Genomic DNA, 12,693 nt, shown 5'->3' on the forward strand with positions numbered 1-12,693 from the left:
ACGGGCGTGTGCAAGGCTGCGCGGAAAAATCGGCGGGGCGGACGGCGACGAGGAGAGCGGGCGAGGCCATGGACGTGATGCCGCTGCTGTTGCTGGTGGCGGGCAGCGCCGCGGTCGCCGCGGCCGCCCGGCGCACCCCGGTCCCGGCGCCGCTGCTGCTGGTCGCGGTGGGTCTGGTGGTGTCGTACCTGCCCGGCGTTCCCGAGTACACCCTCGACCCGCACATCGTGCTGCCGCTCGTCCTGCCGCCGCTGCTGCACACCGCCGCCACCGACAGCTCCTATCTCGACCTGCGGGCCCAGATGCGGCCCGTGGCGCTGCTGTCGGTCGGGTACGTGCTGTTCGCGACCTTCGTGGTCGGCTGGGCCGCCTATCTGCTCATCCCCGGGCTGCCGCTGACCGCGGCCCTGGTGCTGGGCGCGGTGGTGGCGCCGCCCGACGCGGTCGCGGCCACAGCCGTCGCCCGCCGGGTGGGGCTGCCCTCGCGGATCACCACGATCCTCCAGGGCGAGTCCCTGGTGAACGACGCGACCGCCATCACCGCCTACCGGGTCGCGGTCGCGGCCGCCGTCGGCGAGGGCGCCACCTGGGCGGGCGGGATCGCCGAGTTCCTGGTCGCGGCGATCGGCGGCATCGGCATCGGCCTGCTGCTCATGGTGCCGATCCACTGGCTGCGCATCCATGTGAAGGAGGCGCTGCTGCAGAACACCCTCTCGCTGCTGATCCCGTTCGTGGCCTACGCGGTCGCCGAGCAGGTGCACGCCTCCGGAGTGCTCGCCGTGGTGGTCGTCGCGCTGTGGCTGGGGCACCGCGCGTGGGAGGTCGATTTCGCCACCCGCCTCCAGGAGGAGGCCGTGTGGAAGATGGTTGCCTTCGTCCTCGAATCAGCGGTGTTCGCGCTGATCGGACTCCAGCTGCCGGTCGTCCTCAAGGGACTCGGCGAGTACGAGGGAGGACGCGCCGCCGCGTACGCGATCGCCGTCTTCCTGGTCGTCGTCGCCTCCCGGTTCGTCTGGGTCTACCCGGCGACCTTCCTGCCGCGCATGCTGTCGGCCCGGATCAGGGAGCGGGAGGAGAACCCCACCTGGAAGGCGCCGTTCGTCATCGCGTGGGCGGGCATGCGCGGCGTGGTCTCGCTGGCCATCGCCTTCTCCATCCCGCTCACCGTGCACGGCGGCGAGGAGTTCCCCGAGCGCAATCTGATCCTGTTCCTCACCTTCACGACGGTCATCGGCACCCTCGTCGTCCAGGGCGTCACCCTGCCCCCGCTGATCCGGCTGCTGAAGCTGCCCGGCCGGGACGTGCAGGCCGAGACCCTCGCCGAGGCCAACGCGCAGGCACAGGCGTCCCGCGCCGCCGAGCAGCGCCTCGACGAGCTCCTCGCCGACGAGCGCAACGCCCTGCCGCCCCCGCTCGCCGAACGGCTGCGCAGCGTCCTGGAACGCCGCCGCAACGCCGTCTGGGAGCGCCTCGGCCAGGTCAACCCGGTCACCGGGGAGACGGTCGACGACACCTACCGCCGCCTCTCCCGGGAGATGATCAGCGCCGAGCGCGAGGTCTTCGTCAAGCTCCGGGACGGCCGCTACATCGACGACGAGATGCTGCGCACCCTGCTGCGAAGGCTGGACCTGGAGGAGGCGGCGGCCTTCCGCGAGGAGGGGTGAGGAGACGTCCCTGAGGAGCAGGTCAGGACACCGGGAACGGCCGTCCCGTGACGACCGCCGCGATCGTCGTCCCGCGCGCGAAGGCGCCCTCCTCGGCGAGCGTCAGCAGCCCGTACAGCAGCTTGGCGACGTACAGGCGCTCCACGGGGACGGCGTGCCGGTCCTCGAAGTCGGCGGCGAAGGACTCCAGTTCGGGCCCGGTCCGGGCGTAGCCGCCGAAGTGGAAGCGCTCGTCCAGGGACCAGTCCCCGCGCCGGCCGCCGAACGCGGCGTGCTGCAGGGCCCGTATCTCCCGGGTCAGGAAACCGCCCTTGAGCACGGGCACGCCGAGCGCCCGCCGGCCGGGGCCGAGACCCGCGGCCAGTCCGGCGAGTGTGCCGCCGGTGCCGCAGGCGACCGCGGCCACGTCGCAGTGGCCGCGCAGCTCCTCGCCGAGGGCCCGGCAGCCGCGCACGGCACGGACGTTGCTGCCGCCCTCCGGGACGACGTACGCCTCTTCGGCGCCCGCCTCCCGCAGGAGCGCGGCGAGGGCGTCCGGCTCGGTCTTGCGCCGGTACGTCGATCTGTCGACGAAGTGCAGGCGCATGCCGTCGGCGGCGCAGCGGGCGAGGGAGGGGTTGAGGGGGCGGCCGGCCAGTTCGTCGCCCCGGACCACCCCCACGGTCTCCAGGCCCAGCAGGCGGCCCGCGGCGGCCGTGGCGCGCAGATGGTTGGAGTAGGCGCCGCCGAAGGTGAGAACCGTGCGGCCGGCCGCCGCGGTGAGGTTGGGCGCGAGCTTGCGCCACTTGTTGCCGATCAGCTCCGGGTGGATCAGGTCGTCGCGCTTGAGCAGCAGCCGCACCCCGCGCCGGGCGAATCGTTCGTCCACGATCTCCTCAAGCGGCGAGGGGAGCCGGGGCTGAAGGGCGTCGAGGCTGGTCACGGCACCATTGTCGAACATGATGGCGGTTCGCAATGCCCGCGTGCCCAAGCGGCTGGTGATCCATTCCCGCTCTTTCGTGTAATAGCACCAGCACTCTGTGTAAGGAAGGCTTGGTCCTGCGATTCGATGCCCGGCGCGATCGGTGCCGGTGCATGACCGGGAGGGCAATTCCTTATGTCGGTAGGCGAAGAGATCCGCACTGACGAGAGCAGGCCGCAGCAGAGTCTCGGCACTGCCGCCGCGCGGAACCTGGCCACCACCACCAAGTCGGCACCCCAGATGCAGGAGATCAGCTCGCGCTGGCTGCTGCGGATGCTGCCGTGGGTCAATGTGCAGGGCGGTACCTACCGGGTGAACCGCCGCCTCAGCTACGCCGTGGGAGACGGCCGCGTCACCTTCGTGAAGACCGGTGACCAGGTCGAGGTCATCCCCGCCGAGCTGGGCGAGCTGCCCCCGCTGCGGGACTTCGAGGACCTGGACGTGCTCACCGAGCTCGCCCGCCGCTGCCGTCAGCGCGAGCTCGCCGCGGGAGAGGTGCTCGCCTCCTTCGGCAGCCCCGCCGACGAGGTCTATCTGCTGGCGCACGGCCGGGTCGAGAAGATCGGCACCGGTCCCTACGGCGACGACGAGTCGCTGGGCGTGCTGGCGGACGGCGCCTACCTCGGCGACCACGCCCTGCTCGGCGAGGACGCCATCTGGGAGTACACGGTCCGCACGGTCACCGGCTGCACCCTCCTCGTGCTGTCCCGGCAGGACGTCGAACAGGTCGCCGAGCGCTCCGAGGCGCTCCGCGAGCACCTCACGGCGCACCGCGCGATCCCCGCCCAGCGTGCCAACAAGTACGGCGAGAAGGAGATCGATCTCGCCGCCGGCCACAGCGGTGAGGCGGACATCCCGCACACCTTCGTCGACTACGAGGCCAGCCCCCGCGAGTACGAGCTGAGCATCGCCCAGACGGTGCTGCGCATCCACTCCAGGGTCGCCGACCTCTACAACCAGCCGATGAACCAGACCGAGCAGCAGCTCAGGCTGACCGTCGAGGCGCTCAAGGAGCGCCAGGAGCACGAGCTGATCAACAACCGCGAGTTCGGCCTGCTCAACAACTGCGAGTACGACCAGCGGCTCCAGCCGCACGACGGGGTGCCCAGCCCCGACGACATGGACGAGCTGCTCAGCAGGCGCCGCGGCACCAAGCTGTTCCTCGCTCATCCGCGGGCCATCGCCGCCTTCGGGCGTGAGCTCAACAAGCGCGGGCTTGTCCCCGAGACCATCGACATGGCGGGCAACCGCATCCCCACCTGGCGCGGCGTGCCGATCTTCCCGTGCAACAAGATCCCGGTCACCGAGGCCCGTACCACCTCGATCATCGCCATGCGTACCGGCGAGGCCGAGCAGGGCGTCATCGGTCTGCAGCAGGCCGGCATCCCGGACGAGATCGAGCCCAGCCTGTCGGTGCGGTTCATGGGCATCAACGAACAGGCGATCATCAAGTACCTCGTGACCGCGTACTACTCGGCCGCGGTCCTGGTCCCGGACGCGCTCGGCGTGCTGGAGAACGTCGAGATCGGGCGCTGGCGGTGACCCAGCCCCCGGCAACCGGTGTCCCCGCCCTTCGGGGCGGGTACACCCTTGGGGTACGGCGATCGTCCGAGACGCGTGAAAGGCGGAGGCCCATCGGGACCCAGACACACGCCGGACCGGGTCCGCTCGACGGGCAGGAGGCGATGGCGATCCTGGAGCGTGCACGAGGAGCCGTCGACCCCGAACTGCGGTCCGCCATCGAATCCTTGCCGGACGCCATGCGCCGGACCGCGCTCTACCACTTCGGCTGGCAGCACGCCGACGGCACGCCCGCGGCGGGCAACGCCGGGAAGGCGATCCGTCCCGCGCTCGTCCTCACCGCGGCCGAGGCACTGGGCGGGCCCCAGGCCCGGGGGGCCGCGGTACGGGCCGCCGCGGCGGTGGAACTGGTCCACAACTTCACGTTGCTGCACGACGACGTGATGGACCGGGACGCCACCAGGCGGCACCGGCCCACGGCCTGGACCGTGTTCGGTGATTCCAACGCGATCCTCGCCGGGGACGCGCTCCAGGCGCTCGCCCTGCGACTGCTCGCCGAGGACCCGCATCCGGCGTCCACGGCCGCCGCCGCCCGGCTCGCCGCCTGTGTCGTCGAACTGTGCGAGGGGCAGCACACGGACACCGCCCTGGAGCAGCGGGCCTGCTCCGACGTCGGACTCGACGAGACGCTCGCCATGGCCGAGGCCAAGACGGGGGCGCTGCTGGGTTGCGCCTGCGCCCTCGGTGCCCTGTACGCGGGGGCGTCGCGGGAGGACGTCGAGGCGATGGACGCCTTCGGCCGGCAGGCCGGGCTCGCGTTCCAGCTCATCGACGACGTGATCGGCATATGGGGCGACCCCCGGCGCACCGGCAAGCCGGCCGGGGCGGACCTGGTGGCCCGCAAGAAGTCGCTGCCGGTGGTCGCCGCGCTGACCTCCGGCACCCCGGCGGCGGCCGCGCTGGCCGAACTGTACGCGGTACCCCACGGCAAGGGAGGTCTGGCGGCGGAGGAGGAGACGGCCCGGACCGCGCTGGCCGTGGAGCAGGCGGGCGGACGGGACTGGGCCCAGGTCCAGGCCGCCGACCGGATGGCCCGCGCCATGCAGGAACTGGCCCGCGCCGTACCCGAACCGGAGTCGGCGGGCGGCCTGCTGGCCCTCGCCGAGTTCGTCACCCGACGCACCACATAGATCACCTCGGACCCCGGACCGGTGGTCGTGCGGCTCCTGACCCCGCACGACCACCGGCTCCGGCCGGACGGGTCCCGCACATCCCCACGGTGTGCGGGGCCCGTTCATGTGAGGGCGCGCGGGTTCCTGCCACCCTCAGGGTCCAATTCCCGTCAATCTCAGCCCCGTCGCACCACCACACCCGCCAACCGCCTTACGATCACCGCCGGTTCACACGGAGAGGCGGACGATGAGCGTAGGCATCCGGCAGGCGGGCCAGGCCGACCGGGACCTGGTCGTGCGGTTGCTCGACTCGGCCTTCCAGGACGATCCCGTCAGCGGCTGGGTGTTCCCCGGGGACGAGTACCGCCGGGCCACCCACCACCGGCTCATGGCCGCCTTCACCGACATCGTGCTGGAGGCCGGGCGGATCGACGTGACCGAGGACGGGTCCGCCTGCGCGCTCTGGCTGCCGACGCCCGCCGGAGGGCACGATGCCGACGACGACGGGCCCGCGCAGGTACGGGCGGCGGTCGACCCCGACAACGAGCGCGTCGAGCTCATCGCCAGACTCACCGCCGGGATACACCCGGCCGACCGCGCCCACGAGTACCTGTGGATGATCGGCGTGCGGCCCGACCGGCAGGGCGAGGGGATCGGTTCCGCGATCCTGGGCGCCGTCCTGGACCGCTGTGACCGGGAGGGCACCCCCGCCTACCTGGAGGCGAGCAGCGAGCGCAGCCGGAAGCTGTACGAGCGGCTCGGGTTCGATCTGCTCGGCCGGCCGCTGCAACTGCCCGACGGCCCGCAGATGTTCCCCATGTGGCGCGAGCCGCGACCGCTCCGCGAGCCGTGACTCTCCGCCGGGACGTGACCTTCCGGCGAGAGATGACTTCTGGCGGGCCGTGATCCTCCGGCGGGCCGTGACCTTCCGCCGGGAGATGCCCTCCGTGAGCCGCGGCGCTCTGGCGAGAGAGGACTTCCGCCGGGCCGCGACCTTCCGCCGGGAGATGCCCTCCGTGAGCCGCGGCGCTCTGGCGAGAGAGGACTTCTGGCGGGCCGTGACCTTCCGCCGGGACATGACCCTCCGCCGGCCGCCTCACTCCTGAGGCACGATCGTCTCCACGATCCGGTCGATCAGCCCCTCCGGCACGCTCACCCCCGGCAGGACGCCGTCCAGCACCCCCGGCAGGGTCAGGTGCTCCAGGATCAGTCCGAGCATCGCCAGATAGAGCACCGCGACGGTCTCGTCGCCGCCCGGGAGACCGGCATCGCGGTGGAACTCCATGCCCTCGGTCAGGTCCCCGCGCACGGACGTGGTGTAGGAGGCGCGCAGTTCGGGGCGGCGGGTGGCCTCCAGGCGCATCTCCAGCAGAGCCAGGTATCCGGTCCGGTCCCGTGTGGCGCGGCCCATCAGGTCGTGCATGAACGCAGCGACCAGTGACCGGTCCTTGGGCCGCTCCAGCAGTTCCGCGATCACCTTCGGATCGGGGGCGAGCCGTATGTGCAGACGGGCGTCGATCTGGCGGAGCAGGTCGTCGCGGCCGGTGAAGTAGTTGGACGCGGTGCCCACCGGCACCCCTGCCTCGGCGTCCACCGCGCGGAATGTCAGCCCGCGCGCCCCTTCTCGCGCCAGCACCTCCACCCCGGCGTCCACCAGCGCGGCCCGGCGCTCCGGATTCCTGGCCAATGCGGAATCTCCTCTCCTACTTCAGTCCCGGTCCACAAAAACGCTTGCAACCACTACAAGCGAAGTACTACAACTGGAGTTGTTCACACCCCAGCCTACGAAGAGAGACCGGCTTGCGAAAGCTCACGTACTTCGTCGCCTGCTCCATCGACGGTTTCATCGGCGCCCCGGACGGCGACGCCACCTCGATGTTCGCCTTCCTGGACGAGGAATACCTCGGCTACCTCGCCTCGCAGTGGCCGGACACCATCTCCGTCCAGGGCCGCGAACAACTCGGCCTCAAGGGCGCCGAGAACCTCCACTTCGACACGGTCGTCCAGGGCCGCGCCAGCTACCAACTCGCCCTGGACATCGGCATCACCAGCCCGTACGGCCATCTGCGCGAGTACGTCGCCTCGCGCTCGCTCGGCCCCTCCCCGGACCCGAACGTCACGGTCATCGAGGACGACCTCGTCGCCCGGGTCCGCGAGCTGAAGGCCGAGGAGAGCGAGCTGGACATCTGGCTCTGCGGCGGCTCGCAGGTCGCGGGCGAACTGCTGGACGAGATCGACGAGTTGGTGATCAAGACCTACCCGCAGGTGTACGGCGCGGGCCTGCCGATGTTCGGCACCGGCTTCGCCGTCACCGACTTCACGCTGGAGGACGTCCGCACGTTCGCCAACGGAGTGGTCGTCCGCACCTACGCACGCAAGCGCTGACCGTCCTACTCTGAGGACATGGACAGCGAGACACGTGCCTGTCCGTCCTGCGGACAGTCCGTCGAAACGGTCGTCCGGCGCCACAAGACGCTGGGCGCATGGGTACCGCGCTGGGTGCCAGGCCCCTGCCGCAACCCCGACTGCGAGGCGTACGTCGAGGAAGGCGCCGAGGAGGAGCCGCACCCGCACCACCGTCGCACGCACCGCCATCACCCCGAGCCCTCGCCCGAGCCCTCTCCGGAGCGGTCCGAGAGCCCGGAGCAGCCGGAACAGCCCGCCGCGAAGAATTCCTGAGATTTCCCGCCGCACCATGTCGAGAGCACGGGCCCGGCTCCGACGTCCCCTGTGAAGAGCCGCCCGGACGGGCGGCCCGAGACGAAGGAGCGAGTCATGAAGTACCTGGTCATGGTGCAGGGCAGCCAGGCGGACTACGAGGTCATGAAGGGCAGCGGCCCCGAGGGCTCCCCGGTCTGGACCGAGCAGGACATCCAGGCGATGTTCTCCTTCATGGGCGCACTCAACGACGAACTCGCCGAGAGCGGCGAACTGATCGACGCCCAGGGTCTGACCGAGCCCGCGCAGGCCCGCTTCGTCGACCTCGGTGACGACGGCAAGCCCGTCATCACCGACGGCCCGTACAGCGAGACCAAGGAGCTGATGGCCGGCTACTGGGTGCTGGACTGCGCGAGCCTGGAACGGGTCACCGAGATCGCCGCCCGTGTCCTGGAGTGCCCCCAGCCGGCCGGTGCGCCGGTCTACCCGGTCGTCATCCGGCCCATCGGCGAGGCGGGCGGAGACGTCTGAACCCGTGGGCGACACCGTCGAGGACCTGCTGCGCTCCCACGCGCCGCAGGTCCTCGGCGCGCTCGTGCGCCGGTACGGCCATTTCGACGCCGCCGAGGACGCCGTACAGGAGGCGCTGCTCGCCGCGGCCGGGCAGTGGCCGGAGAAGGGAGTGCCGGACAACCCGCGCGGCTGGCTGATCAAGGTGGCCTCGCGGCGGCTGGTGGACGCGCTGCGCGCGGAGGGCGCCCGGCGGGCACGGGAGGAGAAGGCGGTGGCGCTCGGGGAGCGCCTGGCCACCGGCGCGGACCGGGCACCCCGCGAGGACGACTCCCTCTCCCTGCTCTTCCTGTGCTGCCATCCCGATCTGACGCCGCCCGCGCAGGTGGCGCTCACCCTGCGCGCGGTCGGCGGACTGACCACCGCGGAGATCGCCCGCGCCTACCTGGTGCCGGAGTCGACCATGGCCCAGAGGATCAGCCGGGCCAAGCAGAAGGTGCGCGGGGTGCGCTTCGGGCGGCCCGACCGCTGGGCCGAGCGGCTGCCCGCCGTCCTCCACACCCTGTACCTGATCTTCAACGAGGGCTACACCGCGACCTCCGGAGCGAGCCTGCAGCGGCGCGAACTGGCGGGTGAGGCGATCCGGCTCACCCGGATGGCCCACCGGGTACTCCCGGAGGTCGGCGAGGTGACCGGGCTGCTCGCCCTGATGCTGCTCACCGATGCCCGCCGCGACGCCCGCACCGGACCCCACGGCGACCTCGTGCCCCTCGACGAACAGGACCGCTCCCGCTGGGACAAGACCGCGATCGAGGAGGGCATCGCCCTGATCACGCACGCCCTGCGCAGCGGCCCCGCCGGCCCCTACCAACTGCGCGCCGCCATCGCCGCCGTCCACGACGAGGCGCCCCGTGCCGACGCCACCGACTGGGAGCAGATCCTCGGCCTCTACGACATCCTCGTCGGCCTCGTCCCCGGCCCCGTGGAGCGCCTGAACCGGGCGGTCGCCGTCGCCATGGTGCGCGGTCCGGCGGCGGGGCTCGCCGAAGTGGACGCGCTGGAGGGCGAACTGGGCCACCGCCGGGACGCCGTAAGGGGCCATCTGCTGGAGCGGGCCGGGGCCCACGAGGAGGCGCGGGCCGCCTACGAGTCGGCGGCCGCGCAGACCATGAGCCTGCCGGAGCAACGGTATCTGCGGGCGCGGGCGGCCCGGCTGGGCCCGTAGCGTGACCGCATGAGCGAACCGATCCTCCACCTGACCCGTCGCTCCCAGTGGGACGCGGCCCGTGCCCAGGGCACGTACGAGATCTCCACCCGCGGCCGGACCCTCCAGGAGGAGGGCTTCATCCACTGCTCCACGCGCACCCAGCTCCCGCGCACCGCCGCGGCCTTCTTCTCGGACCTGGACGATCTGGTGGTCCTGGTCGTGGACCCGGACCGGTTGAAGGTGCCCGTGCGGTACGAGGCGGCCGAGCCCGGTGGCGAGCAGTTCCCGCACGTGTACGGGCCGATCCCGGTGGACGCCGTGGTCGGGGTGGAGCCGTGGAAGTGAGGGGCGGTCAGCGGAAGTCGGCGAGGTGATCGGTGGCCCAGGCGGTGAAGGGGCGGGGGGAGTGGCCGGTCAGCTCCCGCACCGTGTCGGTGAGCGGGACGGGCCTGCCGTCGTTGGAGCGCCACCAGTTCAGCAGGGGCTCCGCGTAGTGCTCGGGCAGGTAGTCGGCCATCTCCAGCTTCCACTCCTCCCGGCTGACGTGGCGTACGGCCACGGGGCGGGCCAGCACCTCGGCGAGCAGGTCGATCTGCTCGGCGAAAGTCAGCGACTCGGGGCCGGTGAGCGTGTACCGGCCGCCGCGAAGGGCGGGGTCGGTGAGGACGGCGAGGGCGGCCTCGGCGATGTCCCGCTCATGGAGGGGGTCGCTGTGGGCGTTCGGGTAGGGGAGGCTGATCGGCTGTCCCGACCGGATGGGCCAGGCCCAGGCCGCCGCGTTGGAGGCGAAGGCGCCGGGGCGCAGGATCGTGGTGGTCAGCGGGGAGTCGAGCAGGGCGCGCTCGACGTCCAGGTGTGAGCGGGCCAGCGGGTCGTTCTCGGCGTCGGGGCCGAGGACCCCGGCGGAGGACAGGAGCACGATGTGCTCGACGCCGGCCTTGAGGGCGTGGCCGACGAAGTCGTGTATCCCCTCGGGGCGGGCGTAGAGGAAGACCGCGTCGACGCCGGTCAGGGCGGCGGGGAAGTGAGCGGGGTCGGTGAGGTCGAGGGGTACGGTCTCGACGCCGCCGGGCGGGTCGAGTTCGCCGGGGCGCGCCGAACCGAGCCGTAGGGGCAGGCCCCGTGAGTGGAGCAGCTGGGTGAGATGAGCGGCGACGGCGCCGCGGGCGCCGGTGATCAAAAGCATGGGTTTCCCCCTGGTGAAGCTGGCGCGAACGATGTACGTAACGAACGGCGTTCGCTTACGGTCGTGGCGGCGACCGTACGGAACGAACGCTGTTCGTGTCAAACGCTGTTCGTGCCGGGCTAGGCTTCCCCCATGAGCACCCCACCGGTCAGCCGCCGCGCGCGGCCCGCCAAGGCGCCCCTCAGCCGCGAGGTCATCGTCCGTACCGGCCTGGACATCCTGGACCGCGACGGCCTGGACGCCCTGACCATGCGCCGCGTCGCCAAGGAACTCGACACCGGCCCGGCCTCGCTCTACGTCTACGTCGCCAACCGCGACGACCTGATGGCCGCCATGCTCGACCAGGCCCTGGCCCCCGTCCCGCACACGGCACCGCCCGCCGGGACCGGATGGCGCGAGCGGCTGCACGCCCTGATGCGGGCCGCGATCGAGGCGATGAGCCGCCACGAGGGGCTCGCCCAGGTCGCCCTCGGCGCCATCCCCACCGGCGACAACGCCCTGCTCGTCATCGACCGCATGCTGGCCCTGCTCAAGGAGGGCGGCCTCGACGACACCACCGCGGCCTGGGCCGTGGACCTGCTCTACCTGCACATCGCGGCGGCGGCGGCCGAACAGAGCGCGTACGACACCAAGGCGCAGGACGAGGAGTCCGCGGTCGCGGCGGCCGACGCGCACTTCGCCGCGCTCCCGCCCGGCCGCTACCCCATGGTCACGGCGCTGCGCGGCCCCCTGTTCGCCCCGGGTGACCGGGACACCTGGGGCATCGACGTCCTGATCAACGGCATACTCCGCACACCCGCGAACTGAGAGGGGATCGCACGCATGCGACGGCGCCGGTTATGGCGATGGGCGGTCATCGTGTGGGCGGTCGTGGTGGCCGTCGCCGGAGGGGTCACCCTGTGGCTCCAGGACTCCCGGCCGCCGGGGGAGGACGGCAGGACGTACCGGTGGACGGAGTTCGAGCCGCGGCCGACGGGTGACTCCGAGTGCCCCGGCCCCGGAGAGACACCCACGCCCCGCGCCGACGGCACGGTCGTGGCGTGCGCCTACGCGACCGTAGAGCCCTGACCGGGCAGCCCGCCCGTGTGCGGATCCCGCCCCGTCAGGCAGTACAGCCCGCCCGCCGGGTCGCGCAGCACGCTCCAGTGGGAGCCGTGGCGCACGAGTTCGGATCCGAGGCGTTCGTGCGCGGCCAGGCTCGCCCCGATGTCCGCGCAGGCGAGGTCCAGGTGGGCGGAGGCGGGGCGCTCCTCGCCGAGCCGCTGGATCAGGATGCGGATCGGTAGCCCGGCCGGTGGCCGCAGCACGTGGAACTCCGGCAGGGAACCGGGGCGGGACTCCCATGCCGGCAATAGGGCCGTCCAGAAGGCGACTTCGGCCTCGTGGCGGGAGGGCGGGGTGTCCAGGCACACCTGGTCGAGCCGGGTGCCGTGGACGACGGGCGGGCGCTCGGCCTCCCCGGACCAGGGAACCGAGCAGAACAACTGCCCGGCGGGAGACCGCAGTACGGCCCACTCCCCGTGATCGGCGACCAGCTCCGCGCCCGCGCGCTGCGCCTCCTCCCGGAACCCCGCGACATCCTCCACGGCGAAGTCGAGATGGGCGCCGCCCGGCCCCGCGTCCACGCCCTGCACCTTGACGCACGCGTCACCGGACTCCGGCAGGAGGGTGGCGAACTCGCCCTTGTCCCCGCGCAGTTCGGACAGCCGAGTGCCCGTGACGGCGGTCCAGAAGTCGCAGGCGGCGCCGAAGGAGCCGGCGGGGCGGTCGACGAAGGCGTACGTCCAGCGGATGGTCATGGATGCGATCGTAGA

At 72.1% G+C, this 12,693-nt stretch carries 15 protein-coding genes; 11 read left to right on the forward strand and 4 right to left on the reverse strand.

Features of this window, described 5'->3' with window-relative positions; translation table 11 throughout:
• Window positions 1–68 precede the first annotated feature (68 nt).
• A complete protein-coding gene (locus ACZ7L7_RS23305) occupies window positions 69–1,664 on the forward strand; it encodes a Na+/H+ antiporter (protein ID WP_453607474.1) in 1,596 nt (531 codons plus the stop codon).
• A gap of 22 nt (window positions 1,665–1,686) precedes the next feature.
• Here ACZ7L7_RS23305 and ACZ7L7_RS23310 read toward each other — a convergent pair whose 3' ends face one another.
• A complete protein-coding gene (locus ACZ7L7_RS23310) occupies window positions 1,687–2,604 on the reverse strand; it encodes a 1-aminocyclopropane-1-carboxylate deaminase/D-cysteine desulfhydrase (RefSeq protein ID WP_453607471.1) in 918 nt (305 codons plus the stop codon).
• Window positions 2,605–2,760: 156 nt separating this feature from the next.
• Here ACZ7L7_RS23310 and ACZ7L7_RS23315 point away from each other — a divergent pair, with 156 nt between their 5' ends.
• From ACZ7L7_RS23315 to ACZ7L7_RS23325, 3 genes are all read left to right on the forward strand, one after another.
• Window positions 2,761–4,167, forward strand: coding sequence for a family 2B encapsulin nanocompartment shell protein (locus ACZ7L7_RS23315; protein ID WP_285510179.1), 1,407 nt, complete (start codon window positions 2,761–2,763; stop codon window positions 4,165–4,167).
• A 92-nt stretch (window positions 4,168–4,259) separates the two neighbouring features.
• Window positions 4,260–5,336 carry a family 2 encapsulin nanocompartment cargo protein polyprenyl transferase gene (locus tag ACZ7L7_RS23320; protein WP_285510718.1) on the forward strand — a complete coding sequence of 359 codons (1,077 nt, stop codon included), beginning with the start codon at window positions 4,260–4,262 and terminating at the stop codon, window positions 5,334–5,336.
• 229 nt (window positions 5,337–5,565) lie between these two features.
• Entirely contained in the window at window positions 5,566–6,171 is a 606-nt protein-coding gene (locus ACZ7L7_RS23325) for a GNAT family N-acetyltransferase (protein WP_285510178.1), read from the forward strand.
• Window positions 6,172–6,414: 243 nt separating this feature from the next.
• On the opposite strand, the gene ACZ7L7_RS23330 is transcribed toward ACZ7L7_RS23325, so the two are convergent.
• A complete protein-coding gene (locus ACZ7L7_RS23330) occupies window positions 6,415–7,005 on the reverse strand; it encodes a TetR/AcrR family transcriptional regulator (protein WP_285510177.1) in 591 nt (196 codons plus the stop codon).
• 113 nt (window positions 7,006–7,118) lie between these two features.
• On the opposite strand from ACZ7L7_RS23330, the gene ACZ7L7_RS23335 reads away from it, so the two are divergent.
• The 5 genes from ACZ7L7_RS23335 to ACZ7L7_RS23355 all read left to right on the forward strand — a co-directional run bounded on the left by ACZ7L7_RS23335 (window position 7,119) and on the right by ACZ7L7_RS23355 (window position 10,038).
• On the forward strand, window positions 7,119–7,703 hold the full coding sequence (locus ACZ7L7_RS23335) for a dihydrofolate reductase family protein (RefSeq protein WP_285510176.1): 585 nt from the start codon (window positions 7,119–7,121) through the stop codon (window positions 7,701–7,703).
• Between the two features lie 18 nt (window positions 7,704–7,721).
• Window positions 7,722–7,997, forward strand: a complete 276-nt coding sequence (locus ACZ7L7_RS23340) for a hypothetical protein (protein ID WP_471591916.1) — start codon at window positions 7,722–7,724, stop codon at window positions 7,995–7,997.
• A 96-nt stretch (window positions 7,998–8,093) separates the two neighbouring features.
• Window positions 8,094–8,507: a YciI family protein gene (locus tag ACZ7L7_RS23345; RefSeq protein WP_285510174.1), complete on the forward strand. Its 414-nt coding sequence runs from the start codon at window positions 8,094–8,096 to the stop codon at window positions 8,505–8,507.
• Between the two features lie 4 nt (window positions 8,508–8,511).
• Complete coding sequence (locus ACZ7L7_RS23350) at window positions 8,512–9,711, forward strand: RNA polymerase sigma factor (RefSeq protein WP_471427694.1); 1,200 nt, start codon at window positions 8,512–8,514, stop codon at window positions 9,709–9,711.
• Between the two features lie 9 nt (window positions 9,712–9,720).
• Entirely contained in the window at window positions 9,721–10,038 is a 318-nt protein-coding gene (locus ACZ7L7_RS23355) for a DUF952 domain-containing protein (RefSeq protein ID WP_285510172.1), read from the forward strand.
• A gap of 7 nt (window positions 10,039–10,045) precedes the next feature.
• Here the strand turns inward: ACZ7L7_RS23355 and ACZ7L7_RS23360 are convergent, their stop codons facing one another.
• Window positions 10,046–10,879 (reverse strand): SDR family oxidoreductase, encoded by an 834-nt coding sequence (locus tag ACZ7L7_RS23360; RefSeq protein ID WP_453607460.1) that lies wholly within the window; start codon window positions 10,877–10,879, stop codon window positions 10,046–10,048.
• Between the two features lie 132 nt (window positions 10,880–11,011).
• On the opposite strand from ACZ7L7_RS23360, the gene ACZ7L7_RS23365 reads away from it, so the two are divergent.
• Together ACZ7L7_RS23365 and ACZ7L7_RS23370 are read left to right on the forward strand one after the other, a co-directional pair.
• Window positions 11,012–11,686 carry a TetR/AcrR family transcriptional regulator gene (locus ACZ7L7_RS23365; protein ID WP_453607457.1) on the forward strand — a complete coding sequence of 225 codons (675 nt, stop codon included), beginning with the start codon at window positions 11,012–11,014 and terminating at the stop codon, window positions 11,684–11,686.
• Between the two features lie 15 nt (window positions 11,687–11,701).
• Complete coding sequence (locus ACZ7L7_RS23370) at window positions 11,702–11,947, forward strand: hypothetical protein (RefSeq protein ID WP_285510169.1); 246 nt, start codon at window positions 11,702–11,704, stop codon at window positions 11,945–11,947.
• Here ACZ7L7_RS23370 and ACZ7L7_RS23375 read toward each other — a convergent pair.
• The gene (locus ACZ7L7_RS23375) at window positions 11,926–12,678 is read right to left on the reverse strand and encodes a VOC family protein (RefSeq protein ID WP_453607453.1); all 753 of its coding nucleotides are present in this window, start codon (window positions 12,676–12,678) and stop codon (window positions 11,926–11,928) included. The two genes, ACZ7L7_RS23370 and ACZ7L7_RS23375, sit on opposite strands and share 22 nt — an antisense overlap.
• Window positions 12,679–12,693 lie beyond the last annotated feature (15 nt).

The sequence above is a fragment of the Streptomyces sp. NPDC110618 genome, assembly GCF_055657065.1.

Excerpts from the sequence above, each read along its gene's own strand:
- ACZ7L7_RS23305 (WP_453607474.1), top strand. The coding sequence starts at position 69 with ATGGACGTGATGCCGCTGCTGTTGCTGGTGGCGGGCAGCGCCGCGGTC.
- ACZ7L7_RS23310 (WP_453607471.1), bottom strand. The coding sequence starts at position 2,604 with ATGTTCGACAATGGTGCCGTGACCAGCCTCGACGCCCTTCAGCCCCGG.
- ACZ7L7_RS23315 (WP_285510179.1), top strand. The coding sequence starts at position 2,761 with ATGTCGGTAGGCGAAGAGATCCGCACTGACGAGAGCAGGCCGCAGCAG.
- ACZ7L7_RS23325 (WP_285510178.1), top strand. The coding sequence starts at position 5,566 with ATGAGCGTAGGCATCCGGCAGGCGGGCCAGGCCGACCGGGACCTGGTC.
- ACZ7L7_RS23340 (WP_471591916.1), top strand. The coding sequence starts at position 7,722 with ATGGACAGCGAGACACGTGCCTGTCCGTCCTGCGGACAGTCCGTCGAA.
- ACZ7L7_RS23345 (WP_285510174.1), top strand. The coding sequence starts at position 8,094 with ATGAAGTACCTGGTCATGGTGCAGGGCAGCCAGGCGGACTACGAGGTC.
- ACZ7L7_RS23355 (WP_285510172.1), top strand. The coding sequence starts at position 9,721 with ATGAGCGAACCGATCCTCCACCTGACCCGTCGCTCCCAGTGGGACGCG.
- ACZ7L7_RS23360 (WP_453607460.1), bottom strand. The coding sequence starts at position 10,879 with ATGCTTTTGATCACCGGCGCCCGCGGCGCCGTCGCCGCTCATCTCACC.
- ACZ7L7_RS23365 (WP_453607457.1), top strand. The coding sequence starts at position 11,012 with ATGAGCACCCCACCGGTCAGCCGCCGCGCGCGGCCCGCCAAGGCGCCC.
- ACZ7L7_RS23370 (WP_285510169.1), top strand. The coding sequence starts at position 11,702 with ATGCGACGGCGCCGGTTATGGCGATGGGCGGTCATCGTGTGGGCGGTC.
- ACZ7L7_RS23375 (WP_453607453.1), bottom strand. The coding sequence starts at position 12,678 with ATGACCATCCGCTGGACGTACGCCTTCGTCGACCGCCCCGCCGGCTCC.